At 69.4% G+C, this 1,553-nt stretch carries 2 protein-coding genes; both read left to right on the top strand.

The window, feature by feature from the left end; all coding sequences use genetic code 11:
- A partial coding sequence (locus tag GL263_RS26250; RefSeq protein ID WP_182858226.1) for an oligopeptide/dipeptide ABC transporter ATP-binding protein occupies positions 1–372 on the top strand: 372 nt, incomplete at its 5' end.
- The gene (locus tag GL263_RS26255; RefSeq protein ID WP_182858227.1) at positions 365–1,549 is read left to right on the top strand and encodes an ABC transporter ATP-binding protein; all 1,185 of its coding nucleotides are present in this window, start codon (positions 365–367) and stop codon (positions 1,547–1,549) included. The genes GL263_RS26250 and GL263_RS26255, both read left to right, overlap by 8 nt.
- The last annotated feature ends 4 nt before the right edge of the window (positions 1,550–1,553 follow it).

A 1,553-nucleotide genomic window follows, 5' to 3' on the forward strand; every position in this document is an offset into this window, starting at 1 on the left:
CTGATCACCCACGACCTGGGTGTGGTCGCCGACGTGGCCGACAAGATCGCCGTGATGTACGCGGGCCGCATCGTGGAGACCGCGCCGGTGCACGAGCTGTACAAGCGCCCGGCCCACCCCTACACCAAGGGGCTGCTGGACTCCATCCCGAGGCTGGACCACAAGGGCTCGGAGCTGTACGCGATCAAGGGCCTGCCGCCGAACATGGCGCGAGTGCCCGCCGGCTGCGCGTTCAACCCGCGCTGCGACCGCGCCCAGGACATCTGCCGCACCGAGGTCCCGGCTCTGCACCCGGTGACCGAGCAGGACGGCACCACCCTGGTCGGCCGGGGCAGCGCCTGCCACTTCTGGAAGGAGACGATCCATGGCTGACCTGGACAAGCAGGGCGCCACGCCCGAGCAGGGCGGCGGGGCCGTCTCGGAGTCGTCCACCACGGCCGAGGTCGAGGCGGCGTTCGCCAAGACGGTCGACCGGGGGGAGCCGATCCTCCAGGTGCGCAACCTGGTCAAGCACTTCCCGTTGACGCAGGGCATCCTCTTCAAGAAGCAGATCGGCGCGGTCCGCGCGGTCGACGACATCTCCTTCGACCTGTACCAGGGCGAGACCCTGGGTGTCGTGGGCGAGTCCGGCTGCGGCAAGTCGACCGTCGCCAAGCTGCTGATGAACCTGGAGACCCCGACCTCCGGTCAGATCCTCTACAAGGGTGAGGACATCGCCCGGTTGTCGGGGCGGGCGCTGAAGGCGGTGCGGCGGAACATCCAGATGGTGTTCCAGGACCCGTACACCTCCCTCAACCCGCGGATGACGGTCGGCGACATCATCGGTGAGCCGTTCGAGATCCATCCGGAGGTGGCGCCCAAGGGCGACCGCCGGCGGAAGGTCCAGGAACTGCTCGACGTGGTGGGCCTGAACCCGGAGTACATCAACCGGTACCCGCACCAGTTCTCCGGCGGCCAGCGGCAGCGCATCGGCATCGCCCGGGGCCTCGCCCTCAACCCGGAGATCATCATCTGCGACGAGCCGGTCTCGGCGCTGGACGTGTCGGTCCAGGCGCAGGTCATCAACCTGATGGAAGGACTCCAGGACGAGTTCAACCTGTCCTACGTCTTCATCGCGCACGACCTGTCCATCGTCCGGCACATCTCGGACCGGGTCGGCGTGATGTACCTGGGGAAGATGGCGGAGATCGGCACCGACGCCGAGATCTACGACCACCCGACCCACCCGTACACGCAGGCGCTGCTCTCGGCCGTGCCGCAGCCCGACCCGTCGACCCGGGAACAGCGGGAGCGCATCATCCTCACCGGTGACGTGCCCTCGCCGGCGAACCCGCCGTCCGGCTGCCGCTTCCGCACCCGCTGCTGGAAGGCGCGGGAGCGCTGCGCGCTGGAGGTGCCCCCGCTGGCCGTCCCGGCGGAGTTCCGCTACGTGGAAGGGCCCGCGCACCACGACTCGGCGTGCTTCTTCGCCGAGGACAAGCCGGAGATCACCCACCCGCGGCAACCGCCGGACCCCGAAGGGCCACCACCGGAGGGACCCCGGGGCTGAGGCC

This window comes from Streptomyces durbertensis (assembly GCF_014156695.1).
GTDB classification, from domain to species: domain Bacteria; phylum Actinomycetota; class Actinomycetes; order Streptomycetales; family Streptomycetaceae; genus Streptomyces; species Streptomyces durbertensis.

Bases quoted from the DNA above. Each gene is read 5' to 3' on its own strand.
- GL263_RS26255 (WP_182858227.1), top strand. From the start codon at position 365: ATGGCTGACCTGGACAAGCAGGGCGCCACGCCCGAGCAGGGCGGCGGG.